Annotated in this window: 20 protein-coding genes; 8 read left to right on the plus strand and 12 right to left on the minus strand. The window is 69.9% G+C overall.

The genetic code is table 11. From position 1 onward, the window contains the following. A partial coding sequence (locus AB0H50_RS18055) for an AMP-binding protein (protein WP_357453534.1) occupies window positions 1-899 on the plus strand: 899 nt, incomplete at its 5' end. Between the two features lie 465 nt (window positions 900-1,364). Next, window positions 1,365-1,793 carry a Rieske (2Fe-2S) protein gene (locus AB0H50_RS18060; RefSeq protein WP_357453536.1) on the plus strand — a complete coding sequence of 143 codons (429 nt, stop codon included), beginning with the start codon at window positions 1,365-1,367 and terminating at the stop codon, window positions 1,791-1,793. A 2-nt stretch (window positions 1,794-1,795) separates the two neighbouring features. Here the strand turns inward: AB0H50_RS18060 and AB0H50_RS18065 are convergent, their stop codons facing one another. From AB0H50_RS18065 to AB0H50_RS18075, 3 genes are all read right to left on the minus strand, one after another. Continuing rightward, entirely contained in the window at window positions 1,796-2,263 is a 468-nt protein-coding gene (locus tag AB0H50_RS18065) for a VOC family protein (protein WP_357453538.1), read from the minus strand. A gap of 91 nt (window positions 2,264-2,354) precedes the next feature. After that, window positions 2,355-3,068, minus strand: a complete 714-nt coding sequence (locus tag AB0H50_RS18070; protein ID WP_357453540.1) for a hypothetical protein — start codon at window positions 3,066-3,068, stop codon at window positions 2,355-2,357. After that, entirely contained in the window at window positions 3,065-4,012 is a 948-nt protein-coding gene (locus tag AB0H50_RS18075) for a hypothetical protein (RefSeq protein ID WP_357453543.1), read from the minus strand. Before AB0H50_RS18075 ends, AB0H50_RS18070 begins: the two co-directional genes overlap by 4 nt. Before the next feature lie 117 nt (window positions 4,013-4,129). On the opposite strand from AB0H50_RS18075, the gene lspA reads away from it, so the two are divergent. The 3 genes from lspA (at window position 4,130) to AB0H50_RS18090 (ending at window position 6,598) form a co-directional block, all read left to right on the plus strand. Further along, complete coding sequence (lspA, locus tag AB0H50_RS18080; RefSeq protein ID WP_357453546.1) at window positions 4,130-4,804, plus strand: signal peptidase II; 675 nt, start codon at window positions 4,130-4,132, stop codon at window positions 4,802-4,804. Continuing rightward, complete coding sequence (locus AB0H50_RS18085) at window positions 4,801-5,727, plus strand: RluA family pseudouridine synthase (protein WP_357453549.1); 927 nt, start codon at window positions 4,801-4,803, stop codon at window positions 5,725-5,727. The genes lspA and AB0H50_RS18085 overlap by 4 nt, the downstream gene beginning before the upstream one ends. 211 nt (window positions 5,728-5,938) lie before the next feature. Then, on the plus strand, window positions 5,939-6,598 hold the full coding sequence (locus AB0H50_RS18090) for a hypothetical protein (RefSeq protein ID WP_357453552.1): 660 nt from the start codon (window positions 5,939-5,941) through the stop codon (window positions 6,596-6,598). A gap of 308 nt (window positions 6,599-6,906) precedes the next feature. Here the strand turns inward: AB0H50_RS18090 and AB0H50_RS18095 are convergent, their stop codons facing one another. Together AB0H50_RS18095 and AB0H50_RS18100 are read right to left on the minus strand one after the other, a co-directional pair. Beyond that, window positions 6,907-7,563, minus strand: a complete 657-nt coding sequence (locus AB0H50_RS18095) for a response regulator transcription factor (protein ID WP_357453555.1) — start codon at window positions 7,561-7,563, stop codon at window positions 6,907-6,909. Then, complete coding sequence (locus AB0H50_RS18100) at window positions 7,560-8,921, minus strand: sensor histidine kinase (RefSeq protein WP_357453558.1); 1,362 nt, start codon at window positions 8,919-8,921, stop codon at window positions 7,560-7,562. Before AB0H50_RS18100 ends, AB0H50_RS18095 begins: the two co-directional genes overlap by 4 nt. A gap of 133 nt (window positions 8,922-9,054) precedes the next feature. On the opposite strand from AB0H50_RS18100, the gene AB0H50_RS18105 reads away from it, so the two are divergent. After that, complete coding sequence (locus AB0H50_RS18105) at window positions 9,055-11,115, plus strand: MMPL family transporter (protein WP_357453560.1); 2,061 nt, start codon at window positions 9,055-9,057, stop codon at window positions 11,113-11,115. A 112-nt stretch (window positions 11,116-11,227) separates the two neighbouring features. Here AB0H50_RS18105 and AB0H50_RS18110 read toward each other — a convergent pair whose 3' ends face one another. After that, on the minus strand, window positions 11,228-12,046 hold the full coding sequence (locus AB0H50_RS18110; RefSeq protein WP_357453563.1) for a PhzF family phenazine biosynthesis protein: 819 nt from the start codon (window positions 12,044-12,046) through the stop codon (window positions 11,228-11,230). Between the two features lie 78 nt (window positions 12,047-12,124). Beyond that, a complete protein-coding gene (locus AB0H50_RS18115) occupies window positions 12,125-14,548 on the minus strand; it encodes a cation-translocating P-type ATPase (RefSeq protein WP_357453566.1) in 2,424 nt (807 codons plus the stop codon). 98 nt (window positions 14,549-14,646) lie between these two features. Between AB0H50_RS18115 and rarD the strand changes: the two genes are divergently transcribed. Further along, window positions 14,647-15,567, plus strand: a complete 921-nt coding sequence (gene rarD / locus AB0H50_RS18120; protein WP_357453569.1) for an EamA family transporter RarD — start codon at window positions 14,647-14,649, stop codon at window positions 15,565-15,567. A gap of 10 nt (window positions 15,568-15,577) precedes the next feature. Here the strand turns inward: rarD and AB0H50_RS18125 are convergent, their stop codons facing one another. The 3 genes from AB0H50_RS18125 to AB0H50_RS18135 all read right to left on the minus strand — a co-directional run bounded on the left by AB0H50_RS18125 (window position 15,578) and on the right by AB0H50_RS18135 (window position 21,000). Then, window positions 15,578-18,844, minus strand: a complete 3,267-nt coding sequence (locus AB0H50_RS18125; protein ID WP_357453572.1) for an arabinosyltransferase domain-containing protein — start codon at window positions 18,842-18,844, stop codon at window positions 15,578-15,580. A gap of 176 nt (window positions 18,845-19,020) precedes the next feature. Further along, a complete protein-coding gene (locus AB0H50_RS18130; protein WP_357453575.1) occupies window positions 19,021-19,518 on the minus strand; it encodes a hypothetical protein in 498 nt (165 codons plus the stop codon). 93 nt (window positions 19,519-19,611) lie between these two features. After that, complete coding sequence (locus AB0H50_RS18135) at window positions 19,612-21,000, minus strand: DNA polymerase IV (RefSeq protein WP_357453577.1); 1,389 nt, start codon at window positions 20,998-21,000, stop codon at window positions 19,612-19,614. A gap of 232 nt (window positions 21,001-21,232) precedes the next feature. Between AB0H50_RS18135 and AB0H50_RS18140 the strand changes: the two genes are divergently transcribed. Further along, window positions 21,233-22,120 (plus strand): UTP--glucose-1-phosphate uridylyltransferase, encoded by an 888-nt coding sequence (locus AB0H50_RS18140; RefSeq protein WP_357453579.1) that lies wholly within the window; start codon window positions 21,233-21,235, stop codon window positions 22,118-22,120. Between the two features lie 21 nt (window positions 22,121-22,141). Here the strand turns inward: AB0H50_RS18140 and AB0H50_RS18145 are convergent, their stop codons facing one another. Together AB0H50_RS18145 and ileS are read right to left on the minus strand one after the other, a co-directional pair. Then, complete coding sequence (locus AB0H50_RS18145; protein ID WP_357453582.1) at window positions 22,142-22,645, minus strand: NlpC/P60 family protein; 504 nt, start codon at window positions 22,643-22,645, stop codon at window positions 22,142-22,144. A gap of 442 nt (window positions 22,646-23,087) precedes the next feature. Next, on the minus strand, window positions 23,088-26,216 hold the full coding sequence (gene ileS, locus AB0H50_RS18150) for an isoleucine--tRNA ligase (protein WP_357453585.1): 3,129 nt from the start codon (window positions 26,214-26,216) through the stop codon (window positions 23,088-23,090). Between the last annotated feature and the right edge of the window lie 85 nt (window positions 26,217-26,301).

A 26,301-nucleotide genomic window follows, 5' to 3' on the forward strand; every position in this document is an offset into this window, starting at 1 on the left:
AAAAATACCGCGTCACCACCTATTACACCGCCCCCACCCTCGTCCGCACATTCATGAAATGGGGCCGGGAGATCCCCGCCGCGCACGACCTATCCTCGCTGCGGCTGCTCGGCAGCGTCGGTGAGCCGATCAATCCCGAGGCGTGGCGCTGGTACCGCGAGGTCGTCGGCGCGAACGCCACTCCCATCGTGGACACCTGGTGGCAGACCGAGACCGGCGCGATCATGATCTCCCCGCTCCCCGGAGTGACGGCGGCCAAGCCCGGCGCCGCCATGGCCCCGCTGCCGGGCATCTCGGCGGCGGTCGTCGACGACGACGGCGCCGTCCTCGATCGCGGCAACTCCGGGCTTCTGGTGCTCGACCAGCCGTGGCCGTCCATGCTGCGCGGCATCTGGGGCGACATGCAGCGCTTCCGCGAAACCTATTGGGCGCGTTTCGCCGCCGCCGGGTGGTACTTCGCCGGTGACGGCGCAAAGGTCGACGAGGACGGTGCGCTCTGGGTGCTCGGCCGGGTCGACGACGTCATGAACGTCTCCGGCCACCGCATCTCCACCGCCGAAGTCGAATCCGCCCTCGTCGGACACTCCGGCGTCGCCGAAGCCGCCGTCGTCGGCGCCACCGACACCACCACCGGCCAAGGCATCGTCGCCTTCGTCATCCTCACCGCCGAAGCCAAAAACACCGGCGACACACTCATCGACGAACTCAAAACCGAAGTCGCCCGCGAAATCAGCCCCATCGCCAAACCACGCGAAATCCACGTCGTCCCCGAACTCCCCAAAACCCGCAGCGGCAAAATCATGCGCCGCCTGCTCCGCGACGTCGCCGAAGGCCGCGAACTCGGCGACACCTCCACCCTCGTCGACCCGAAGGTCTTCGAGGCCATCGCGCGCGGCTGAACCCGGCGGCTGGGCGGCGTACCCGAGCACATGAGGGGCTCGGGTCCGCCGCCCAGCCGAACTCGTTGCCGTTCGGTCGAAGCGAATACCGGTCCGCCGTGGCGCGTCAGCGCCAGATCCAGCACCTCCCGGACACCGCGCCGCCAGCCGGGGAAATCCTGGAAGTCGCCTCGCAATTCCGGTGGCGTCATCCGATGCAGGCCGAAACCGACCACCGATCCCGTGCGCACGGATGGCCGCGGCGTCGCCCACAGCCCGCCGTCGCCCCGATCACACCCCGACGATTGAACCGTCGCCCGGTCCGTGACGTGATCAGTGCACAGCGATGTCGGGCGGCTCGACGCCCGGTATCGCTGCGGCAGCACCGAATTCGCCGCCGTCGACCGGAAATGCGCGGCCCGCGGGGACTTGCCCGCGGCGGCCGATTGTCGCGGGCCGACGGCGGCATCGTCCGAACGGAGCGACATGGACAACGACCTTCCGACGCTGGACCGCCGCACGATGATGGCGGGCGCCGGAGCACTGGCCGCCACCGCACTCGCGGCCTGCGGCACCGGAGGCGACAACGAATCCGCGGCGGCATCTGCCCGCACGCCCGCGGAGCAATCCGGCGGTCCGACCGTTCTCGCCAAGACGGCCGACGTACCCGTCGGCGGCGGCGTGATCGCCGGGGACACGGTGGTCACCCAGCCGAGCGCGGGCGTCTTCGTCGGCCTGGACAGCACCTGCACGCACGCGGGCTGCCGGGTCGGCGAAGTGGCGGGCGGCACCGTCAACTGTCGCTGCCACGGCAGCAAGTTCGGTCTCGACGGCTCGGTCGTCACCGGGCCGGCCCAACGGCCGCTGGCGTCCAGAACCGTTCGCGTGGAGGGTGATTCGGTCGTCGCCGGATGAACTCAGGCGTCGCCGAACATCTCCGCCATGCGCCGGTCCATCTCCTCGGGTGAGATGTCCTCCACGTGGGTGGCCACCGTCCAGCGGTGTCCCCACGGGTCTTCGAACGCACCGCTGCGGTCGCCGTAGAACTGGGTGGTCATCGGGGTGAGCTCCCTGGCTCCGCTCGCGAGCGCGGCGGCGAAGGCGGCGTCGGCGTCCTCGACGTAGACGTAGAGGTTGACGGGTGTGCCGCCGACCGTCTTGGGATCGAGGAAGTCCATGTCCGGCGCCGGATCGCCGAGCATGATGACCGAACCGCCGAGTATGAGCTCACAGTGCGCGATCTTGCCGTCGGGGCGCGGCATGCGCATCCGCTCCGTCGCGCCGAACACCTGCTTGTAGAAATCGATCGCGGCCGCGGCGCCGTCGATCGCCAGGCCCGGCGACACCGCCGGATATCCGTCGGGGATGGGCTTCACATCGGACATGGGAGACCTCCGGTCGAGGCGTTTTGTCGGACAGGGCGAGCCTATTCCCGAAAAGCACCCGAAATCGCCCGATCGGCCGGATGATCTTGTGTCACGGCCCGGCGACGCCACGCAACCTGGCCACCTGATCGGCCGTCAGATCGGTCAGCGCCGCGGGCTCGACGGATTCCGGCGCGGTAATCGTGACCTGCGCCAATACCGGACCGACCTGAACGATCGAGACGATCGAGACGAGCGTGAACCCCGCGCTGGCGGTGCGCAGTTGGAACGCGGTCGATGCGTCGCCGACGGACGGTTGGTCCAGCGCGCCGAGCCGGTATTCGATCGCCGTCCCCTCCGCGTCGTTGCCGGAATATTCGGTGCATTCGCGCAATGTCTGCTGCACCGCGGAAAAGGCCGCCGATATTTTCTCCGGAGAATAACTCGCGGCATCGATATCGATGCTGGAGAAGTTCGGACCGTTGTAGGCGACGGTGTTCCAGGTCAGCGGTTCGGTGCCTTGTTCGGCCAGCGGCAGCAGCACGCGCGCGCACTGGGCCGGCCGCGTCTCGGCGATCGGGCCGGCCTGGTCCGGCTGCCCCGGACCGCGGGTATCGAGCACCGGCGTCATGCCGGGCAGATCGGCGGGACCGAGCAGACGCCGAGCCAGCTCCTCCGGATCGGTTGTCGGGGAACCGGTCACCGGCGCGGCCGCCACGACGGGACCCAGCGGCGGCAACGCGGGAAGGGACGGCTGCTCGTCTTCGGCACCGCAGCCCGCGACGACGGTCACGCCCGCCGCCGCCGACAGCAGCGCGCGTCTCACTCCGCCCACGAGACCTGCGTGGTGATGGTCTGCTGCAGCATGCTCGCGGTGCGCGGGTCACGGTAGGCCTGATGCCCGCCGACCGTGATGGACCCGGCCACCGGCAGCGGCAGGCCCAGGTCGACGGTGATGGTGCCGGTGCCCTGCATCACGTAGTCCTCGATGTCGAGGGTGCCCGCGTTGTTCGGCAGCGACCATTGCGCGGATTTCGGCGTCTGCGTCACGTTCAGCTGGATGGTGAGCCGGTCGCCGTCGCGCTCGGTCAGCGTCGCGGTGGTGACCTGGTCGAGCGTCACGCCGCCGGTCACCTCCTGGTGCACGGTCCACACCGCGCCCTCGCCGACCGGTTCGTCGGGGAACATGATCGAGCGGTACACGGCCTGGTAGAAGGCCTGCTCCAGGGCGGCGCGGGCGGCGTTGGAGGTGTCCGGCGACGGCGCGAGCCGCAGCGCGGTGATGGCGCCGTCGTCGCTGAAGTCGAAGCCAGCGTGCGAGCCGTCGGCGGCGGTGAGCGCCTTGTTCAGCAGCGGGTCGGGGGTGGACACGGCGCCGATGACGAGGTCGACCCCCTCGGTGCTTGTCTCCGCGGTCATCGGAATCGTCAGCGCGGGCGTCGAGAAGTCGCGCTTGGGCTGGTCGTTGATCTGCTGTTCGATGCGGTGATCGGTGCGCAAGGTCACCCGCTGGTCGGTCCCGACCACGAAATGCGGCCGCAGCACTTCGCGCGGCTCGGCGCCTGGCTCGATGAGCGTGGCGGCCGAGGCCGAGATCGGCACGGTCACTTCCTTGCCGATGCCGAGCGGCTCGGTGCCCTCGGTGGCAGCGGGCGCCTCGGCGTCGTCGCTGCACGCGACACCGAAGGCGGAAAGCCCCACCGCGAGCACGACGAGCAAGACGCTCGAGCGCGCGAACCGGGGCAGGTGAGAAGAAGACAACACCGTCACGAGCAACAGGGTACGACCGCTTCCTGAGTGTCAGCTGGGACATTCGCCGCGCGCGCCGCCGTGTGCGTTCGAACACGCCACGAGGAGGCGCGGCGCGGCGCGCCGGGCGCTCGAGAGATGATGATCGGCGTGAGTGACGACCGGCCGCCCGAGGACAACACCGCCGACCCGACGCAGCAGACGACCCAGCCGCTACGGCTGCGGACCCTGTTGATCATCGCCGCGGTGCTGTTCGGCCTCGACCTGCTCACCAAAACAATCGCGGTCGCCACGCTGGAGCCGGGCGAGCCGGTGTACCTCGTCGGCGATTTCGCCCGCTTCACCCTGGTGCGCAATCCGGGCGCGGCCTTCTCCATGGCCACCGGCATGACCTGGCTGCTGACGCTGGTCGCGGCGGCCGTGGTGATCGGCGTCATCCGCATCGGCCGCACGCTGCGCTCGCTGTGGTGGGCGATCGGCCTCGGCCTGGTGCTCGGCGGCGCGCTCGGCAACCTGATCGACCGGCTGTTCCGCGCGCCGGGTCCGTTGCAGGGTCACGTCGTCGACTTCGTCGCGATCGGCTGGTGGCCGGTGTTCAACGTGGCCGACTCGGCGATCGTCTGCGGCGCGATCCTGCTCGTGGTGCTGACGGTCTTCGGTTTCGAACCCGACGGCACCAGGACCGGGCGCGGCGCGGCGGACGAGGAGCGGGCCGCGACGGCGCAGGCCGATCCGCCCGCCGGGAACGAACCGAAGAACGAGGAGCCGAAGAAGGACACGTCCGGCGGCACCGGAGAGGAGAACGCGGCATGAGAGAGACCAGGACCATGCCGGTGCCCGACGGGCTCGACGGAATGCGAGTCGACGCGGGCCTCTCCCGGCTGCTCGGACTCTCGCGCACCGCGGTGGCGGCGCTCACCGCCGAGGGCTCGGTGCAGCTGGACGGCATACCCGCGGGCAAGTCCGACCGGCTCGTCGGGGGGGCTTGGCTGGAGGTCGAATTCCCCGAGCCCAAGCGCGAACTCACCATCGAGGCCGAGCCGGTGGAGGGCATGAAGATCCTCTACGCCGACGACGACATCGTCGCGGTGGACAAGCCGGTCGGCGTCGCGGCGCACACCGGCGTCGGCTGGACCGGCCCGACCGTGGTCGGCGGGCTGGCCGCCGCCGGGTACCGGATCTCCACCTCCGGAGCGCACGAACGCCAGGGCATCGTGCACCGGCTCGACGTCGGCACCTCAGGTGTGATGGTGGTCGCCCAGTCCGAGCACGCCTACACCGTGCTCAAGCGGGCGTTCAAACAGCGCACCGTCGACAAGCGCTATCACGCACTGGTGCAGGGGCATCCGGATCCGAGCAGCGGCACCATCGACGCCCCCATCGGCCGCGCCAGGGGCAACGACTGGAAGTTCGCGGTCACCGCCGACGGAAGGCCCAGCGTCACCCACTACGACACCGTCGAGGCGTTCCAGGCCGCCAGCTTGCTCGACATCCATTTGGAAACCGGCCGCACCCACCAGATTCGCGTGCACTTCTCGGCGATCCGGCATCCCTGCTGCGGCGACCTCACCTACGGCGCCGATCCGCGTCTCGCCGAACGCCTCGGCCTGGCGCGGCAGTGGCTGCACGCCCGCTCCCTTGGCTTCCACCATCCCGCGGACGGACGCTGGGTGGAGATCACCAGCGAGTACCCGGACGATCTGAAGAACGCGCTGGACGTCCTGCGCAATGCGTGAGCGGTCCGGGTCCGGTGCGGAACGTCGCGAGGGCGACGACTCCGACGGACCCGAATACTCCGCCGTCGGAGGCCATCCCGCGCGAGGGACGGACCCTGATGGCGAGAGCGATCCTGGGCACCCCGGCCCAGCGGAGTCCCAGGGACGCCCGGCAACGGATCACGCGGACGTCGAGGTGGCGGACCGCGGACGCGGGCGACGGACACGGATCGTGCGCGCCGCGCTGGCTGGAGTCTTGGCGGTCGGCGTCATCGCGTTCATGGCCGTGCTCGGTGCCATGAATCCGCCGCGCGAGCTCGGCGTCGGCACCGACCGGCTCGGCCCGGATCGCGCCGAACCGGTCGCCGATTACCTTGCCCGCGCCGGGGATTCGCTCTCCGGCACCGATGCCGACCGGCACTGGGCGCTGGTCTCGTTCACCGAACCGATTGCCCCACCGGCGATCCCCGCGCACAGCGGTGGACTGCGCATCGGGCAAGTGCTGCACCGCGTTCCGATACCTGGCGTGCAGACGCCGCTGGTCGCGGTGCAGGTCCCCGCGGGCGCTGCGGTGGCCGTGGCGTCCGCCGACGCGGCCGCGTGGCAGGTGCAAGATCAGCTGGCGAACACCGGTCCGATCGACGAGCGCTATACCCGGATCATGACGGTCTCCATATCTCGCCTGCGGGCCGGATGTGCCTGCGCGGTCGGCCTGGTCGTCCGCGGCACCCTGCCGGAACTCCGAGACCTCGCCTCGGCCAACGGCATCCGCGCGGTCGAAGCGCTGCCCGCCGACGCCGTGGCAGGCCACTTCGCAGTGAGCCCGCTGTTGCCTGAGCACACCGAGACCGTCATCCCTGGACCGGACAACGCCCCGGTCCCCGATTCCTGACGGGCCGCCACCTGGAGATCGCCGCACCGCCCCCGCGGTGATCGCACCGAAGACCCCTACCTCGTCGCTTCCCGGCGCGCTGTCGCGCATCCGCGACCTCGTCACCACCCGGCAAAGCGGTAGCGTGCCGTGGCGCCGCCCCGCGACCTCGTCACCACCCGGTGAGGCGGTAGCCGCTGTGGCGCCGCCTGCGGCCTCGTCGCCGCCCGGTGAGGCGGTAGCCGCTGTGGCGCCGCCTGCGGCCTCGTCGCCGCCCGGCAGGGCCCGGCGAGGCGGTCGCCGCTGTGGTGCCGTCCGTAGCCGATGCCTCAGGTGGCGGGCGTGACGAGTCCCGCCTCGTAAGCCGCAATGACGAGCTGAACACGGTCGCGGGCAAGCAGTTTCGCCAGGATCCGGCTGACATGCGTCTTCACGGTCAGCGGGCTGAGCACGAGCGTCTCGGCGATCTCGGCGTTGGTCAGACCGCGCGCCACGAGGACGAGCACATCGAGCTCGCGATCGGTGAGTGCGCCGAGCGCCGGGCGCGGCGCGGGATCCGGCGCGGATCGGACCCGCGCGATGACCGCGGCGGTCGCGCTCGGCGAGAGCAGCGCCTCCCCCGCCGCCACCGTGCGGATCGCGTCCAGCAGCGCGGCGGGCTTGGTGTCCTTGATCAGGAATCCGCTCGCACCCGCGCGCAGGGCGGCCAGCACGTTGTCGTCGGTGTCGTAGGTGGTGAGCACCAGCACTCGGACGCCCGCGAGGTTCTCGTCGGCGGCGATCGACGTGGTCGCGGCGATGCCGTCCAGATCGGGCATACGGATGTCCATCACCACCACGTCGGCTCGTTCGGTACGAGCCAGCTCCACCGCCTCGCGCCCGGTCGCCGCCTCCCCCACCACGGTCATATCGGGCGCGGAAGCGACCAGCAGCGCGAACGCGCCGCGCACCAAGGCTTGGTCATCGGCGAGCAGCACCCGAATCACGAAGCGACTCCGGCGGTCTCGCTCCGATCGCCGCCGCGCAAACCGAGCCCACCGCCACCCGCGATGCCGCGCACCCTCCCGCTGCCGCCGTCCCCGTCGTCACCCGTCCCGCCTCGGCCTGCGTCCCCGTCATCGGATCGGCTGCGGTCGCCTGGCGGTACCTGCGTGCCGCCTCGCCGCGCCTCGTCCGACGGTCGCGGCGAATCAACCACCGCTCCAACTTCTTCCGGCGCCTCGGGAATCGGCAGCTCGGCGGTGACGGCGAAACCATCTCCCGTGCCGAGCGTCCGGAGCGAACCCCCGACCGCTTCGGCCCGCTCGACCATGCCGCGGATACCGAAACCCGGTGCGCCATAGGTGGTTCCGCAGCCGTCATCGATGACCCGCACGATCAGCCGATCGGCCCCGTAGTCCAGGCGCACCGCCGCGCGGGTGGCCCGCGAGTGCTTGGCGACATTGGTGAGCGCCTCCTGCACGATCCGGTAGGCGACCATCTCGACGGTCGGCGCGAGCGGACGCACCTTGCCCAGCGTCTCGAACTCGACCACGACGCCCGCCGCCTCGGCCGGTTCCGCCAGCGCGGACAGCTGCGCCAGCGCGGGCAGCGGGCCGCGCGGTTCCCCGCCCGGGGTGCGCAGCAAGCCAACGGTCGCGGCCAATTCGGCACGCGCGTCGGCACATGCGTCCGCGATGGTGTCGAGGGCGGCGACGACCGTGGCCTGTTCGGCCCGGCCTTCGGTGAGCAGGTGCGCGGCCACCCCCGCCTGCACCTGGATCACCGTGATGGTGTGGGCGAGCAGGTCGTGCAGATCCCTGGCAATGCGCAGCCGTTCCTCCGCCACCTGTCTGCGGGCCTCGTCGTCGCGCGAGCGTTCGGCGCGCTCGGCCCGGTCCAGCACCTCGGCGATGTAGGCGCGGTGCAACCGCACGGCCTCGCCCGCCACGCAGGCCAGCACGATCCAGCCGATGGCGCCGAATGCCTGGAGCGCGGTGTTCTCGTTTTCGGTGCGCGACAGCAAGATTCCACCGACGCCGAACAGGAGAACCCCCGCGATCACCAGCGCCGTGCGCGCCCGGTTGCCGTACCTGGACACCGTGTAGAGCGCCACGATGGTCGCGGGGATGATGGCCTCGTGCGGAAATTCGTTGGCGTGGTACGGAATCGCCACCGCCAGGTGCGCGAGCAATACCCCGATCGGACAGGTGCGGCGCGCCACCAGCACCGCCGTCGCCAGCGTGAGCAGCACCGCGCCGAAGGCGTCCAGCGGGCGCGGATCCGCGAGCGGCCCCGCGGCGATCAGCTCGACGATCAGCAGCGCACCGGCCAGCGCGCCGTCGGCCACCCACCGTCTGTTCATCCCGTCATTGTCGTGCAGCCGGCCGGGACCTGCGTACTCCGCGCGGCGTATCTCCAACAGCCTTCCCCGGGCGGACGCTTCGGGCCCGCGTTCCCGCGACGCTGCTTGCCATGTCCGAAACGAGGAGACAGTGATGGGAACGAAGAGCAGAGCGTGGTTGCTCATCGGCCTGTGGATCGCGGTGCTCGCCGCGCTGACACCGTGGGCGGGCGCGCTGGACGACGTGAAATCCGACCGGGAGACCGACTACCTCCCGGCCTCGGCGCAGTCGACGATGGCGGCCGAACTGGAAGCGGGTCTGCCCGGCGGCGTCGAGAACGTGTTCGTGGTGGTGTATCACCGCGCGAGCGGCATCACCGAGACCGACCGAGCCACCGCCGCCGCCCACTACGCCGCGCTGCGCGCGAAATACGGCGCGCAGGGCGGACCCGAGCGACCGCTGCCATCGGATGACGGGCAGGCGCTGATGTATCCGGTCGCGGTCGGCGAATCCCACGGAGAGTCGGCGGAATACATCGCGGAGTTCCGCGCGATGGTCACCGAGCATCCCGCCGGACTCACCGTGCAGGTCACCGGACCCGGTGCGCTGCAAGCGGATTTCGAGGGCGCGTTCGAGGGCGTCGACGAGCGGCTGCTGCTGGTGACGGCCCTGGTGGTGACCGTGATTCTGCTGCTGACCTACCGCAGCCCGCTGCTGTGGCTGGTGCCCTTGATCGCGGTCGCCGGGGCGAACGTGCTGTCCATGGCCGCGGTCTACGGGCTGGCCGAGACGTTCGACGTCACCGTCAACGACCAGAGCGCCGCGGTACTCACCATTCTGGTGTTCGGCGTCGGCACCGATTACGCGCTGCTGATCGTGGCGCGCTACCGCGAGGAACTGCACCAGCGCGCCGACGTGGCCGAGGCGATGCTTGCCGCGCTGCGGCGCTCGGTGCCCGCCATCGCGGCCTCGGCGGCCACCGTCAGCCTCGGTCTGCTGTGCCTGCTCGCCGCCGACATGAACAACGCCGCTGGCATGGGCCCGGTTGGCGCGGCGGGCATCGTGTGCACGCTCGCGGTGCTGGTGACGCTGTTCCCTGCGCTGCTCGTCGTGTGCGGGCGGTGGATCTTCTGGCCGCGAATCCCGCGGGTGCGGACCGAGACGACTGCGGCGCCGACGCTCTGGGACCGGATCGGCGCGACCATCGCGCGCAAACCGGTGGTGTCGGCGCTGGCCTCCGTCGCGGTGCTGGCGCTGCTGAGCCTGGGCCTGCTCGGCAACACCGCCGCGCTCGGCCGGGCCGACCAGTTCGTGAACGCCCCGGAGTCGGTCAGCGGACAGACACTGGTCGCCGCGCACTTCCCGGATCGCGCGGGCACGCCGCTGTTGATCTTCGCGCCCAACGACGTTCGCGACGCCGCGCTGCGAGCGGTGGCCGAGGACCCCGGCATCGGCGCGGTCGAAGCGGGCCGGTCCGGGACCGCCGTCGGCGAGATCACCGCGATCCCGCGCGACCCGGCCGATTCCGCCGCCGAGTACGCGACCATCGAGCGGCTGCGCGACACCCTCGGCGAGGTCGCGCCCGGCACGGTGGTCGGCGGACCGAGCGCGGCGAACCACGACACCGCCGAGGCCTCCGCCCGCGACCGCGTCCTGGTGATCCCGCTGGTGCTGCTCGTGGTCACCGCGGTACTCGGCCTGCTGCTGCGGTCGCTGGCCGCACCGGTCGGGCTGGTGCTCACCGTGGTGCTGTCGTTCGGATCGGCGCTCGGCGCAAGCGTTTTCGCCTTCGAGCACCTGTTCGGATTCCGCGGTCTCGATTCCGGGCTGATCCTGCTCGCCTTCCTGTTCCTCGTCGCCCTCGGCGTGGACTACAACATCTTCCTGGTCAGCAGGGCGCGGGAGGAGGCCGTGCGGCACGGCACCGGGCAGGGCATGCTGCGCAGCCTCTCGGTCACCGGCGGGGTGATCACCTCCGCGGGCGTCGTGCTGGCCGCCACCTTCGCGGTTCTGGTGACGCTACCGCTGGTCTCGCTGGCCCAGCTCGGGTTCGCGGTGGCCTTCGGCGTCCTGTTGGACACCCTGCTGGTCCGTTCCGTCTTGGTCCCCGCGCTCACGCTGATCGCGGGAGACCGGGTGTGGTGGCCATCCCGGATGTCGCGTCCGGCCGTCGCGCCGCCGCCCAGGCAGCCGGAAACGGTGTCAGCACGGTAGATCCCGTCCGCGGTGGCTCTCGTCGCGGCGAGAGCCGGGCGGACCGCAGTCCGTTGTCAGTCCGCGCATGGCAGGAGCGTAGGCGGAGGTCCGCCCACCGCGGCACGACCGGTCAGTCGGGCAGGGTCACCACGCCGTCGAGGTAGCGGCGGCAGCGGCCGAACAGCAGGACGCGATCGTCGACCAGCGCGCAGCGCAGGGAGCCGCCGCGGCGGGACAGCTGACGGGCCAGCAGCTCGGTGCGACCGAGCTCGGCGGCCCACAGCGGAACCAATTGGGCGTGGGCCGATCCGGTGACCGGATCCTCCGGCACGCCGAGGCCTGGCGCAAAAACCCGTGAGACGAAATCGACTTCCGCGCCGGGGGCGGTGAGGACGGCCGCCCTCGGCAGCGGTGGAAAGGCGCTCAGCAGCGGACGAGCGCGACGGACTTCGTCTTCGGAGGCCAGCACGACGACCTCGTCGGTGCCCGAGAAGGCGCGCACCGGCGCCACGCCGAGCGCCGCCACCAGCGCCGGGTCCGGCTCGACCTCGACGGACGTCACCGTCGGCAGGTCCAGCACGTACTCGTCGTCGTCGGTGCGATCCACGTGCAGCCAACCGCTCCTGGTGAAGAAGCTCACCCGGTCGGCGCCGGGATGCATGTCCTCGAGAACCTGGGCCGCGGCGGCGAGGGTCGCGTGCCCGCACAGGTCGACCTCCGCCGCGGGGGTGAACCAGCGCAGGTGGAACGCCGGGTGATCCCCGGGCGGCCCGACCGCCTCCGCGGGTAACTGCGAGGTGTAGAAGGCGGTTTCGGCGAGGTTGTTCTCCTCGGCCAGGTTTTGCAGCAGCTCATCCGGCAACCACGACGTCAGCGGCATCACGGCCGCCGGATTACCCGAGAACGGTGCGTCGGCGAACGCGTCGATCTGGTGCAGCAGTACCTCCATAGTCGGAGAAGGTACTCCAACTCCGAATGACCGCTTCGCACAAGGCATCTCGGGATGCTGCCGGACAGGTCTACCGAGTCATGCGCTGCCGCCGGGCGAGGCGGGAATGAGCCTGCGCTGCTCGCCGTGCAGTGCGGCGCTGATCCACCAGATCGCCTCCACAAACACGATGCCGACCGCGCCGCAGACGAACGCCGCCGTGGTGAGCGCCGCGTTGGACGGGTCCAGTTTGAAGAACTCGCGGGTGAACGGCACGGTGAACAACACGACGTAGGCCGCCATGGACGCCCCGATCAACACCACCTTCCACCACACGTACGGGCGGGCAACGATGGCAAGCACCCACATCGCGATCATGATCAGGGTGATGAGCGCGGTGGTGCCCGCCTGCTCCTTCTGCGTCTCGGTGGCTTCCGGACCCGCGTAGGCGATCAGGTACGCCACGAACGTCGCGACGCCGATCACCACGCCGGACGGAATCGCCAAACGCATGACGCGCGAGACGAATCCGGTGCGGGCGCGTTCGTTGTTCGGGGCCAGCGACAGGATGAACGCCGGAATGCCGATGGTGAACCAGGCGGCGATGGTGACGTGGCGCGGCAGGAACGGATAGCCGATCGGGTCATAGTCGAAGATCTGCGAGCCGACGCCCGCCAGACCGACCAGGAACGCGAGCAGCACCGAGTACACGGTCTTGGTGAGGAACAGATTCGAGACGCGCTCGATGTTGCCGATCACCCGCCTGCCCTCACCGACGACGTACGGCAGCGTCGCGAACTTGTTGTCCAGCAACACGATCTGCGCCACCGCGCGGGTCGCCGGGCTGCCCGCGCCCATGGCAACGCCGATATCGGAATCCTTCAGCGCCAGCACGTCGTTCACGCCGTCGCCGGTCATCGCGACGGTGTGCCCGCGCGACTGGAGCGCACCGACCATGGCGCGCTTCTGATCCGGACGGACCCGGCCGAAGGTGGTCTCGTGGTCGAGCACGTCGGCGAGTTGTTCAGGGTCCTCGGGCAATCGGCGCGCGTCGACGGCGTGCTCGCCGCCGGGCAGGTCGAGCGAGGAGGCCACCGCGCCCACCGAGACGGCGTTGTCGCCGGAGATCACCTTGATCGAAACGTCCTGACTGGCAAAGTAGTCGAGCGTCTCCCGAGCGTCGGGGCGGATCTTCTGCTCCAGCACGACCAGCGCGGCGGGACTCACCCTGCCCGGCGCGTCCGGCGCGTCCACCGGGCGGTCGCTCTGCGCGAGCAGCAGAACGCGCAGGCCCGAGGAGCCCAGCTCCTCGGCCATGCGCGCGTCCTCGGAATCCGGGTCGAGCAGCACGTCCGGCGCGCCCAGCAGCCAGTCGCCGTGCTCACCATAGGAGAAGCCGCTCCACTTCTTGGCCGAGGAGAACGGCGCGACCGCGGTGTACTGCCACCCGGGCCGGTCGGTCAGCTCCTCGGCGATGGCCTGCACGCTCGCATTCGGGCGCGGGTCGTCGCCCGCCATCGCGGCCAGCGCGCGGCGCACCGCGCCGTCGTCGAAGCCGTCCAGGATCTTGATGTCCGACAGCCGCATGCCGTTCTCGGTCAGCGTGCCGGTCTTGTCCGCGCACACCACGTCGACGCGGGCCAAGCCCTCGATCGCGGGCAGCTCTTGGACCAGGCACTGGCGGCGGCCGAGCCGCACCACGCCCACCGCGAACGCGATGGAGGTCATCAGCACCAGGCCCTCGGGCACCATCGGCACCAGCGCGGCCACCATGCCGGTCACCGCGGGCCGCCAGCTCTCACCGCTGGAGAACAGCTGGTTGTAGATGCTGAGCAGACCGGCCGGGATCAGCAGGTAGGTGATGAACTTCAGGATCTTGTCGATGCCGCTGCGCAATTCGGAGTGCACCAGGGTGAACTTGCTCGCCTCCTCGGCAAGCTTCGCGGCGTATGCGTCGCGTCCCACCTTGGTGGCCCGGTACGCGCCGGAGCCGGACACCACGTAGCTACCCGACATCACCTCGGCGCCGACGGCCTTGTCGATCGGGTCGGCCTCGCCGGTGAGCAGCGATTCGTCGATCTCCAGCAGGGCGGACTCCGCGACGACGCCGTCGACCACGATCTGGTCGCCGGGACCGAGCTCGATGAGGTCGTCGAGCACCACGTCCTTCGGCGCCACCTGCTGCGCGACGCCGTCGCGGCGCACCGTCGGCTTGGCCTGACTGACGATGGCCAGCTGGTCCAGCGTCCGTTTGGCCCGGATCTCCTGAATGATGCCGACGGCGCTGTTGGCCACGATCAGCAAGCCGAACATGCCGTCGATGATCGAACCGGTCGAGAGCACCAGAACGAACAGCACACCGAGGATCGCGTTGATCCTGGTGAAGACGTTGGCGCGGACGATCTCGCGGACCGAACGGCTGGCTCGGTCCGGTACGTCGTTGGTGAGCCCGTCGCGGCATCGCTGCTCGACCTCCGCCCCGGTGAGTCCGGTCGCGCCCGATGCCTGCACGGTTATCGACATGGTGGCCAGCCTAACTAGACTGCGCACGGCCGGAGCACGGGCGGACGTTCGCCGGTCATTCATCCCATGAACAGCGGCCGCCCGTTAGCCTGGCACGGGTGCGGCGAAACAGATCCATCCCCGGTGTTGCCTTCGGCACCAGTGCCTATCTGATCTGGGGATTGTTTCCCGCGTTCTTCGGTTTGCTCGCCTTCGCCAGTGCGGTGGAAGTGCTCGCGCAGCGGATCCTTTGGACGTTGGCGGTAGCGCTCGTCGCGCTGGTGGTCACCGGACGCCTGCGCGAGATGGCGGGCATCGACGCCCGGACCTGGCGGCTGGCCGCGCTGGCCTCGGCGGCGATCTCGATCAACTGGGGCGTTTACGTCTACGGCGTCACCTCGGGGCACGTGGTGGAGTGCGCGCTCGGGTATTTCGTCAATCCGCTGGTGACCGTCTGCTTCGGCGTGATCATCTTCCGCGAGCGGCTGCGGCCCGCGCAGTGGGCGGCGCTCGGGCTCGGCGCGGCCGCGGTCGCGGTGCTCACCGTCGACTACGGCAGGCCGCCGGTGATCGCGCTCGCGCTGGCCTGCTCGTTCGCGCTGTACGGGCTGGTGAAGAAGGTCATCCCGCTCGACGCGCTGCGCGGCATCGCCGCCGAGGGCCTCGTCGCCGCGCCGTTCGCACTCGCCTTCGTCGTCGTGCTGCTCGTCACCGGCCGCAGCGCGTTCACCTCCGGCGCCGGGCACGCCGGGCTGCTGATGTCGACCGGACCTGTCACGCTGGTGCCGCTGCTGCTGTTCGCCATTGCGGCGCAGCGGGTTCCGCTGTCCACCATGGGTCTGCTGCAATACCTGACCCCGGCGCTGCAAATGGCGTGGGGCGTCGCCGTCGTGCACGAGCCGATGCCCGCCTCCCGCTGGGCCGGTTTCGCGCTCATCTGGGCGGCGCTCGCGATCTTCACTACCGACGCCCTGCTGCGCACCCGGCACGGTCGGCGCACCCGGGTTCCGATTACGCCCAGCGACGTCTCCGCCCCCTGAGTCGGCGACCTCAGTAGTTCGTGTTGATCGGCCCCGGGCTCCACAGCCCGGAATGATCGCGCTGGGTGATCGCGGGCTCGGCCGGAACGGCGCTGTCGTCGATGCGCGTGAGCACCTGGAGATCGCCCCAGTCACGGTCCCAGTCCTCGTTCAGGTAGGTAGCCAATGTCCTTGCGCGCAAAAGCATTCCGGTCCAGCCGAGCGGCCCGCCGCTGTCGTGGCTCTGCCACAGGTTGGTGACGGCGGCGCCGGGGCGGTCCGGCAGGATGCGGTAGCCGGGGATCTCCGCGATACCGTCTCGGTGATCGAACGGGCGCTGGTTCGGGAATTGCAGGCTCACCATCCAGTCCACCAGTGCGGGCGTGGCGCCCACCACTTCGTTCAGCGTCTTGGTCCGTGGCACCCGAGGCGGCGTCAGAGCCAGCCACTGCTTCGGGTTGCGGTCACGGTCGACCGCGACGACACGGATCACGTCGGCCTGCGCCGGGATCTCGGCGAACGGCACCCGCAGGTTCCGCCACGACGGCGCCGGACCGATGTCGATCGGCACGATCCGGCCCATCGGCTGTGCGGTGGACCCGGAATCGGTTGCGCCGTATTCGATCTGCACCGACTGGCCAGGTGTCACGACACCGTCGGCGTCCACCGACCAGATCCGGCCCGCGGCGCTGAGCGCGATGATCCCGGCCCGGTCGCGCGGGTCGGGCAGCCGGTACCAGCCGGTGGTCAGCTCGGCGGGGCCCGCGTCGCCGGAGCGGTGACTGCCGAGCACCGGCACCCTGGCCGGATCGAGACCGAACGGCAGTGCGGCGGTGGCGGTTCCTGCCTCGTCCTCGGAAGAGGACTTGGTGCTCAGCGCGTCGGCGATGCTGCCGGTGGAGCTGCTGCCCTCGTCGTCCGGTCGCAGGTCCTCGGCCACGCCGCCGTGCGTGAAACCGGTCGCACTGCCCGCGAACGTGCTCTGCGCGTCGCCGGTGAGGGGCGCGAGCATGCCCTCGTTCGGATCGGTCTCGACCAGGACGTGCCCAGCCAACCCGTACGGCTTGCCCGTCACCGCTTCGATATTCGAGCGCGCCAGCGAGAACGACTGGCCCTGCGCCACCGCGGCCTTCGCGAAGGACCCGAGGTCCCACACCACGAGCAGCGCCAGCGCGATGGTCAACGGAGGCAGCAGCGAAACCCGCCATCCGAATCGCGAAACACGCTGCGGGGTACCGGGTCTCGGCGCGCGCACGTGCCACCAGGCGGCGACGGCCAACAGCGTGAAGGCGACGAGGCGCAACAGCTCGTTCAGCATCACCCCGGCGATCGTCGGCGGCTTGTCCCACCAGGGCATGCCCCAGGACGAGACGTACCACCACCCGTTGGGCCCGGAGAACACCAGCGCCAGCAGGAACGCGATCAAGGCGGCGAACAGCGCGCGGTTGCGCGGCGACCGCAGCACCGTTGGCCCGACCGCCATCGCGGTCAGCACCGCGACGCACCCGGCGACACCGGCGTAGACGCCGAAGTGGTGGGTCCACTTGGTGGGCGTGACCATGATCATCAGCAGCGCGCCGACCGTGGTACCCAGGATGCGCCGGGACGGTCCCGCGGCAGTCAGCGGGATGCGCCCGCCCTTGCGCAGCAGCACGGCCACGCACACCAGGATGCCGATCAGCATCGCGAGGATGCCGATCCGGCGGCCGACCGAACCGTCGATCTCACCCTGGAACAGGTACTGGTAGCGCAGGTACTCCTGGAACCACGGCACGTCGGGACCGATGGCGTGGTGCACCCGCTGCATCTCGAAGGCGGCGGTGAGCGGCTGGTCGGCGAACGCGATCGCCAGCACGACCACACCGGCCGCGCCGAGCGGGGCGAGCAGCGTCGCGTAGCCGAGCAGGCGCTGCCGAACGCTCCCCGCCGCGCCCACCTTGTCCATCACTATGTGCGCCACCGGGCGCAGGCCGGACAGCAGCGCGGCGATGCAGATGAGACCGGACGGACCCGCCGTCACGGTGAACGCCGCGATCAGAATCGCCAGCGCGGCGGGCAGCAGCCGCCGGGTGGCGATCGCCCGCTCCACCGAACACCAGGTGAGCAGCAGCCCCAGCGCGACAGGGGGTTCGGGGCGCAGGCCGTTGTCATACGGCAGCCACACCGCGAGGAAGCCGAGCGCGCCGGTCCACAGGGCGACCTTGTCGTTCCGCACCGCGACCCCGAGCCGCGGCACCACCTCGCGGCTCAGCAGCAGCCACAGCAGCACGCCCGCCGCCAACGCGGGCAGGCGCACCCACGGGCTGGCGGTCGTCACCTCGCTCATGATTCGGATGAGGTCGTAATACGGTGTGCCGATGGGGTTTTCGGGCACACCGAAGTAGGCGAAGTAGTTGGCCATGTAGCCCGCCGTGCCGGACGCGCGCGCCATACCGAACTGATAGCCGTCGTCGGAGGTGGTGGCGCCGATGAAATGCCAGAGCACCAGCACGCCGAGCACCACGCCGTCCAGCACCGAGAACGTCCACCAACGTTGCGGCAGCAGGCGGCGGGCACGCCTGCCGTCCTCGCGGTCGATTCGGTAGAGAGCGACGAGGCCGACGAGGGTGGCCAGCACCGCGAGCCAGATGGCGACCCGCTTGACGGGGGTCGGAGCAGAGGAGAAGCGGGTGTCCAGTTCCGCGGTGACCGTCGCGCCGTCGGCGGCGGCCAGGTCGCTGTAGATGCCGACCACCTGCGGGCGGTAGTCACCGGTCAGCGTCACGGGGAAGCCGGGGGCCTCGAATCCGGCCATGGTCGCTGTGGCCGTGGTGGTGTCGGCGTGCACGATGAGCTCGCAGCCGGGCGGCAGCTGATCGACCGGCGTGCTGAGCAGCGCCTGATTGCGCAGGATGACGTCGAGCCGGGCCGGCGCGTCGGCGGTGGGTGTGGTCACCCGGGCGAGGAAGCCGTAGCGCTCGTGGTCGGGCGCGCCGTTGGGCGCGGTGGCGGCGAGGGTGCCGCCCTTGACGGCCAGCTGGCCAATGGCCGCGCACGGCAGGGTCGCATCGAAGGTCAGCGGCGTGTACGCCACCAGCGGCGCCTCCACGCTGCGCGCCGAGCCCGCCTGCGGCCACGAGAGCGTCGCCGCGTCCACCCGCACCGGGAGCAGAGGCACCGCGACCGCGCACAGTGCGCCGACCAGCGCCGCGATCAACGCGACGGGTCGCGCCCATCGTCCGCTCGTATTCCGTTGTGCCGTCCCAGGTCTGGAATTCTCGACGGACGGCTGCCCCGCCCACACCATCGTGTCAGCCACGACGCCAGATACTAACGATCGAATCTGAGAACGAAACCCATTGGCCGCGCCCCGGTATCGGGATCACCTCGAAAAACCCGTCTGGCCTGGCGTTTCTCACTTGCGAAGCGGCCCGCAGGGCCGGGCGGCATCGGGATGTCGCGGCCCGGATCCGGTCCGAGCCGCGACGACGCGAATCAGGCGCAGGCGGTCGACTGCTGGCCCAGCGCGGTCAGCATCTGGCAGGCCCACGCCTTCTGGACCTTCCACTTGCCGTTCTCGGCGACGAACGGCACGTCCGCGATGTTCTCCTGGTTGTTCAGCACGATCTTGGCCTTGGCGTTGATGGTGTCGCCGAAGGCGGTCACCTCGGTCACCTGGACGGAGGCGCCGCTCTGCTTGTACGCCTCGGCCAGCCGGCCAGGCAGCTCGGGGTCGGCCTCGGCGCCCTGCACCATCTCCAGCTTCTCCGAGGCCGGTACCGCCGGGTCGAGCGCCTTCTGCAGCTGTGCGTTCAGCTCCGCCGCGGTCGGGACCGCGGGCAGGTTCGCCGCGGCGGTGGCCTTGGCGCTGGTCGTCGTCTTGGCCGGCTTGGCGGGTTCGCTCGAGTCGTCGCCACCGCAGGCGGTCATGCCCAGGCTGGCGACGATGGCGAGGCCAGCGATCGCGATGCGTCCAGTCGTACGAAGCTTCAACTGCTCGTCCTTTGCGTTCGAGGAGGGTCCGTGTCGTAACCGCGGCAGCGTCCACCGAGCGCGGCGGCACTGCCCGAGGCATCAGGCTACCGGTCAGTGCAGACTGCCGAGCGGGTCCGCCCGGGACAGACTGATGTCGTCGGCGCTGAAGGTACGCGCCGGGCCCGGCCCTGTCGAGCTGGTCTCGAACCGCACGGTGACCACGCCGTGTCCCGCGCCCTGCACCCATCCGTGCCCGTGATCCGGGTGCGACACATCCATTCCCGGAAACCAGAGGCGCGCCGACGGGCTCGAATCGGCGGCGGGCGCCGCGAGTGCGGCGGCCTCGCTCGATTCCCACTCGGTGTCGAGCGTGTCGTCCGCCGGGCTTTGATCCAGCTCCGGGAACAGCGACTCCTGCCGCACGGTCGACAGCCCGCCGAAACCCACGCCCACCAGGCGGATCGGGCCGAGTTCGGCCGGATCGATCGCGGACCGCTTGGCGGCCGTGGTGAGCGTGGCCAGATCGGTGGTGGCGTAGGGCAGGGTGAACGAGCGCGTCACCACGCTCATATCCGACTTCCTGAGTTTGAGCACCACGGTGCGCGCGGCCCTGCCGTCCTTGCCCAGCCTGGCGTGCGCGGCCGCCGCCATGGTCTCGATCGCGGGCCGCAGCTGGGCCAGCGTGACGATGTCGGTCTCGTAGGTGTTCTCGGCGCTGATCTGCTTGGCCTCGGCGCGCTCGGCAACCGGCCGGTCGTCGATGCCGCGGGCCAGTCGATGCAGCGCGGCGCCGACACTACCGCCGAGCAGCGAGACGGCCTCCGATTCGGGCAGCGCGGCGAACGCGCCGACGGTCTCGATGCCGACCGAACGCAGCCTGCCCTCGGCCACCGGCCCGATCCCCCACAGCTTGCGTACCGGGAGACCCGCGAGCAGGCTCTGCTGTTCGCCCGGCGAGATGACGCGGATGCCGTCGGGTTTGGCCAGGGCGGAGGCGATTTTGGCGAGCTGTTTGCCGCTGCCCGCGCCGACCGAGGCGACCAGGCCGGTGCGTTCGCGCACCAGCGCGCGCAGCTCAGCGCAGAATTCGTAGACCCGATCCGCGTCGGCGCCCGCCAATTCCTCCGGTTCGCCGAACGCCTCGTCGAACGAGAGCGTCTCCAGCACCGGAATGCGGCTGCGCAGCGCCTCGAACACTCGCCCGCTGACCACTCCGTAGACCGTGCCGCGCGGCGGCACCACCACGGCCGTCACCCCGACCAGGCGTTTCGCCTGGTGCATCGGCATCGCCGAGCGCGCGCCGAACACCCTCGCCTCGTAACTCGCGCCCGCGACCACGCCACGCCCGCCGGTCCCGCCGACGAGCACCGGACGGCCGCGCAGCGTCGGACGGGTCAGCTGTTCGACCGAGGCGAAGAACGCGTCCATATCGATATGCAGCACCCAACGCCGGGAGGTGCGGCCGATCGCCGCTTGCTCCGTCGCTCGATCGGTCCGCACGACCGGGAATCTACGCCACCCCTCCGACAGGTCCGCCCCGGCGGCAACCGTGCGGTGGCTCTCGGATTGCTGTCGATCTGCTGTGCGCCCGTACCGCTCGGCACCCCGGGCGACCGCACCGCTTCGGCGGCCGTGACCAGGGCCGATACCTCGCGCACCAGCTATTTCCGACACGACGCCGAAGAGCGGGGATCGCGCGTTGCCTATCGGTTCGTATGTGATGATCGGACTCATGAAGATCCGCAAGGCAGTCATCCCGGCGGCCGGTATCGGCTCCCGGTTGCTCCCGCTGACCAAGGCCATCCCCAAGGAGATGCTGCCGGTCGGCGACAAGCCGGTCATCGAGCACACAGTCCGTGAGCTGGTCGCCTCGGGCATCACCGACATCACCATCGTCGTCAGCGGCGGAAAGTCGTTGATCCAGGATCACTTCCGGCCCAACCCGGCCCTGGTCGCGCAGTTGCGCGCGGACGGAAAGACCGCCTACGCCGACGCCGTCGCCGAGGTCGGAGAGCTGTCCCGCCTCGGCCACATCACCTACCTCGACCAGCATGGCCCCTACGGCAACGGCACCCCCGTCCTCAACGCCGCCCGCAACGCGGGGGACGAGCCCATGCTCGTGCTCTGGCCCGACGACGTGTTCGTCGCCGAGGTGCCGCGCGCCCAGCAGCTCATCGACGCCTACGAGGCCACCGCCGCGCCGGTGCTCGCGCTGATGCCGATGAACCCGGCCGAGTCCAAGCGCTACGGCGTCCCGGTCGTCGCCGACGACCAGGGCAACGGCCTGCTGCGCATCACCGGGCTCATGGAGAAGCCCAAGCCCGAGGACGCGCCGTCGGCCTACGCCGCCATCGGCGGCTACGTGGTGACCCCGGGGATCATCGACGAACTGCGCCGCCAGACCGCCGCCTGGTACGAGCACCGGACCGGCGAGGTCTACCTGACCGATGCCATCAACGTGCACGCCTCGGACAATCCGGTGTTCGGCCAGGTGATCCGCGGTCGCTGGTACGACACCGGCAACCCCGGCGACTACCTGGTCGCGCAGTTCGCCTCGGCGCTCGCGCATCCGGAGTACGGTCCGCTGCTTCGCGGGCTGGCCACCGACCATCTCGCCTGACCCGCAACATTTTTCCCGCCGTCAGAACCGCCGGACGGCGTAGATCGCGAACTGCCGGAGCGGCGTGAAACCGACTGGCACCCCGCGTCCGTAGGCGTTGAAGACCTTCCCGGATCCGGCGTAGATGCCGACGTGCGAGCCGTCGTTGTTCAGCACGACGACGTCGCCCGGCGCCATCGCGCTGACCGGCACCGGAGCGCCCGCGGTCGCCTGCTGCCAGGTCGTCCTCGGCATGTTCACGCCGACCATCCGGAACGCCCACTGGACGAGCCCGGAGCAGTCCCAGCTGTTCGGGCCGGTGCCGCCCCATTCGTAGGGCTTGCCGGTCTGGGTCATGGCGATGGCGAGCGCGGCGAGACCGCGCGGGCTCGGCACGCCAAGCGCCACCGAGCCGGTGGCGCTGCCCGTCGAGCCGCTCCCTGTGAAGCTGCGGGTGTCGGACCAGGCGGGCCCGGCGAGCAGCAAAGTGGCGAAGGTACCGACTACGAACCCGATCAATATCCGGCGCAACGGTTTACTGGTCATGAATGCACCCCTCCTGTTCGGTCCGGCAAACAGGCCGCAGCGAGCGGCCCTGCTAATGTGCGGCGCCGGCCTCGTCATCGGGGGTGGAGCCGCAGACCACCGCGCATACCCGGCCACACAACAGGCCGACCAGCGCGCATCAGGTAGAACATGCCTCACGGAACATTACTGCGGCACCACTGCTCTCTCCGTGCACCAACAGCAACAGGCCCGATTGTGCCTCGCCGTGCCGGAAATCGGACAGGGTTCCAGCAAATTCTCAGCGTGTGATCTATATCACCAACACTGGAAAGTGAATATGAATATAACGGCCGAAAATCGCCGAGATCACGGGATGGCGGCGATATCGCGCAGCGGTATACCCGCCAGCCGCGGCCGATATCTGATGAAACAGGAGGAGGGGCCGTCGGGGTGAGCGCTGACGCCCACCCCGACGACTTCGTCAGGCCTTCGTCACCGTGGCTTTGACGCCGCCCACGAGTTCGGCGGAGTCGGCGCTCGCGGGACCGAATTCGAGAGCGGTGGCGAGGATTTCGCCCGCGATCAGGTCGCGGTGGGTCTGCGCCCATGTCAGCCGCTCGGCGGGAACGTCGAGGATCACGGTGATGCGGTCGGAGACATCGAGGCCCAGCGACTTGCGGGTCTCCTGGAGGTCGCGGATCAGGTCGCGGGCCCAGCCCTCGGCCTCCAGTTCCTCGGTGACCATCGAGTTCAGCACCACCAGGCCCGCGTTACCGGGCAGCGCCGCGGTGGACTCGGGCTCGGCGGCGACCAGCCGCTGGGTGTACTCCTCGGGGAGCAACGTGATGCCGGCGGCGCTGACGACACCGTCGGCGTCCTCGGCCCATTCCCCCGCCTTGACCGCCTTGATCACCGTCTGCACGTCCTTGCCGAGGCGCGGGCCCGCCGCACGGGCGTTCACGGCCAGCTCGAAGCGTCCGTGCACGGCGACGTCGGTGGTCAGATCGACCTTCTTGACATTGACCTCGTCGGCGATGATGTCGGCGTACGGGCGCAGCCGCTCGGCGTCGCCCGCCGCGATGGTCACCTCGGCCAGCGGCAGCCGCACTCGCAGGTTCTGGGCCTTGCGCAGGCTCAGCACCGTCGAGCAGACCGTGCGCACCTCGTCCATGGCGGCGACCAGCTCCGGATCCTCCGGCAGCTCACCCTCCTTCGGCCAGTCGGCCAGGTGCACCGAGCGGTCGCCGGTGAGCCCACGCCAGATCACCTCGGCGATCAGCGGCAGCAGCGGCGCCGCCAGCCTGGCGACCACCTCGAGCACGGTGTGCAGGGTGTCCACCGCGTCCCGATCCTCCGACCAGAAGCGCGAACGCGACCGGCGCACATACCAATTCGTCAACGCGTCGGCGAAGGAACGCAACTCCTCGCACGCGCCGGCGATGTCGTAGACCTCCAGCGCGTCGGTCATCGAGTCGCGGGTTTGCGCCAGCTTCGCCAGGATGTAGCGGTCGAGCACGTTCGGCGAATCGGTGCGCCACTCACCGGGCTTCGAGGCGTACAGCTGCAGGAAGGTCCACGCGTTCCACAGCGGACGCAGCGCGTGGCTGACGCCCTCCCTGATACCGCGCTCGGTGACGATGAGATTGCCGCCGCGCAGGATCGGCGAGCTCATCAGAAACCAGCGCATCGCGTCGGAGCCGTCCCGGTGGAACACCTCGTTCACGTCCGGGTAGTTGCCCTTCGACTTGCTCATCTTCAGCCCGTCGTCACCGAGCACGATGCCGTGCGCGGCAACGGTTTTGAAGGCCGGGCTGTCGAACAGCGCGGTCGAGAGGACGTGCAGGGTGTAGAACCAGCCGCGGGTCTGCCCGTTGTACTCGACGATGAAGTCGCCCGGGAAGTGTCCGTCGAACCAGTCCTTGTTCTCGAACGGGTAGTGCACCTGCGCGTACGGCATCGAGCCGGACTCGAACCAGCAGTCCAACACCTCCGGCACCCGGCGCATGGTCGACCTGCCGGTCGGATCGTCCGGGTTCGGCCTGGTCAGCTCGTCGATCATCGGACGGTGCAGATCGGTCGGGCGCACGCCGAAGTCGCGCTCCAGCTCGTCCAGCGAGCCGTACACGTCGACGCGCGGGTAGGCCGGATCGTCGGACACCCACACCGGGATCGGGCTGCCCCAGTAGCGGTTGCGGCTGATGTTCCAGTCGCGCGCGCCCTCCAGCCACTTGCCGAACTGGCCGTCGCGGATGTGCTCGGGCACCCAGGTGATCTGCTTGTTCAGCTCCACCATGCGGTCGCGGAACTTGGTCACCGCGACGAACCAGGACGGCACCGCCATGTAGATCAGCGGCTGCCCGGAGCGCCAGCTGTGCGGGTAGGAGTGCTCGATCGTCTCGTGCCGCAACAGCTTTCCCGCGGCCTTGAGGTCCTTGATGATCACCGGGTTGGCGTCGAAGACCATCAGGCCCTCGTACGGCGGCACCATCGAGGTGAACTTGCCGCCCGGATCCAGCGGCTGCACGATCTCGATGCCGTTGGCCGAGGCGACCTCCATGTCCTCCTCACCGAAGGCGGGAGCCAGGTGCACGATGCCGGTGCCGGAATCGGTGGTCACGTAGTCGGCGGTGAGCACACGGTGCGCGTTCGGGTGGCCGACGAAGAAGTCGAACGGCGGCGCGTACGACAGGCCTGCCAGCGCCGCGCCGTCGAACTCGCCGAGGACATCCTGCTCCTCGCCGAACTCGCGCGCGTAGTGCGAGACCCGTTCGGCAGCAAGCAGATAGCGCTTGCCGTCGGCGCCGCGCACATGCACGTAGCGCACGTTCGGGTGCACGGCGACCGCCAGGTTGGACGGCAGCGTCCAGGGCGTGGTGGTCCAGACGAGGGCGTTGGCGCCGTCGAGTTCGTGCAGCGGGTGATCGGCGGGCACGCGCAGCGCCATGTCGACGGTGACGGCCGGGTCCTGACGCATCTTGTAGGCGTCGTCCAGGCGGGTCTCCTGGTTCGACAGCGGTGTCTGCTCGTACCAGCTGTAGGGCAGCACACGGAAGCCCTGGTAGATCAGCCCCTTGTCGTAGAGCGACTTGAACGCCCACATCACCGACTCCATGAAGTCGAGATCGAGGGTCTTGTAGTCGTTGTCGAAGTCGACCCAGCGGGCCTGGCGGGTCACGTAGTCGCGCCATTCCCCGGTGTAGCGCAGCACCGAGGATTTGCACGCGGCATTGAATTCCGCCAACCCCATCGCGTCGATCTGTGATTTGTCCGTGATACCGAGCTGCTTTTCCGCTTCGATTTCCGCGGGCAGTCCGTGACAGTCCCATCCGAAACGCCGATCGACGCGGTTGCCGCGCATCGTCTGGAAACGTGGGACCAAATCCTTCACATAGCCCGTGAGCAAATGTCCATAATGCGGGAGACCATTGGCAAAGGGCGGACCGTCGTAGAAGACGAACTCCGCTGCACCGGAACGGTTCTCGATGCTCGCGCGGAAGGTGTCGTCGGCCGCCCATGCGTCGAGCACGCGTTCTTCCAGCTCGGGGAAGCTCGCCCCGGAGCCTGCGCCCAGATCCACGCGGGGATATGCGCTCTTGCTGTCGTCCGCCATCGCGGATGCGTCTCCTCGTGCCACCGCGCCGCAGGCGCGTATCAGTGTTGGCACGGGGACGACCTCGGCGCCCGGTGCGCCGAAA

The organism is Nocardia sp. NPDC050793 (assembly GCF_040654065.1).
In the GTDB taxonomy this organism is placed as follows: Bacteria; Actinomycetota; Actinomycetes; order Mycobacteriales; family Mycobacteriaceae; genus Nocardia.

What these genes read in the sequence shown, in the direction of transcription:
- lspA (WP_357453546.1), top strand. Translation starts at nt 4,130, where the DNA reads ATGATGATCGGCGTGAGTGACGACCGGCCGCCCGAGGACAACACCGCC.
- AB0H50_RS18145 (WP_357453582.1), bottom strand. Translation starts at nt 22,645, where the DNA reads ATGACCAGTAAACCGTTGCGCCGGATATTGATCGGGTTCGTAGTCGGT.
- AB0H50_RS18085 (WP_357453549.1), top strand. Translation starts at nt 4,801, where the DNA reads ATGAGAGAGACCAGGACCATGCCGGTGCCCGACGGGCTCGACGGAATG.
- AB0H50_RS18110 (WP_357453563.1), bottom strand. Translation starts at nt 12,046, where the DNA reads ATGGAGGTACTGCTGCACCAGATCGACGCGTTCGCCGACGCACCGTTC.
- AB0H50_RS18105 (WP_357453560.1), top strand. Translation starts at nt 9,055, where the DNA reads ATGGGAACGAAGAGCAGAGCGTGGTTGCTCATCGGCCTGTGGATCGCG.
- AB0H50_RS18065 (WP_357453538.1), bottom strand. Translation starts at nt 2,263, where the DNA reads ATGTCCGATGTGAAGCCCATCCCCGACGGATATCCGGCGGTGTCGCCG.
- AB0H50_RS18140 (WP_357453579.1), top strand. Translation starts at nt 21,233, where the DNA reads ATGAAGATCCGCAAGGCAGTCATCCCGGCGGCCGGTATCGGCTCCCGG.
- AB0H50_RS18060 (WP_357453536.1), top strand. Translation starts at nt 1,365, where the DNA reads ATGGACAACGACCTTCCGACGCTGGACCGCCGCACGATGATGGCGGGC.
- ileS (WP_357453585.1), bottom strand. Translation starts at nt 26,216, where the DNA reads ATGGCGGACGACAGCAAGAGCGCATATCCCCGCGTGGATCTGGGCGCA.
- AB0H50_RS18115 (WP_357453566.1), bottom strand. Translation starts at nt 14,548, where the DNA reads ATGTCGATAACCGTGCAGGCATCGGGCGCGACCGGACTCACCGGGGCG.
- AB0H50_RS18100 (WP_357453558.1), bottom strand. Translation starts at nt 8,921, where the DNA reads ATGAACAGACGGTGGGTGGCCGACGGCGCGCTGGCCGGTGCGCTGCTG.